Here is a 245-nt window from a genome sequence, read left to right as displayed (position 1 = left end):
GCCCGCCGACGATCGACGCCGCCCCCAGCAGCACGAGTCCGGCGAGGAACAGCCGCTTCCGCCCGAGCAGGTCGGCCACCCGCCCTAAGAAGAGGGTGAACGACGCGGCGCAGACCGCGAACGCCGTCACGATCCACTGCAGCGACGCGGTGTCGAAGCAGAGCTCCCGCCCGATCGGAGGCAGCGCGACATTGAGGATCGAGAAGTCGACCGCGAGAGTGAAGTTCGCCGTGAGCAGGACACCC

Annotated in this window: 1 protein-coding gene; it reads right to left on the bottom strand. The window is 69.0% G+C overall.

Annotation, left to right across the window (positions count from 1 at the left end):
* A partial coding sequence (locus SB753_RS40345) for an MFS transporter (RefSeq protein WP_410805585.1) occupies positions 1–245 on the bottom strand: 245 nt, incomplete at both ends.

This window comes from Paraburkholderia sp. SIMBA_053 (assembly GCF_046534895.1).
Taxonomy (GTDB): domain Bacteria; phylum Pseudomonadota; class Gammaproteobacteria; order Burkholderiales; family Burkholderiaceae; genus Paraburkholderia; species Paraburkholderia caledonica.
This window is presented reverse-complemented; position numbering and strand designations above follow the sequence as displayed.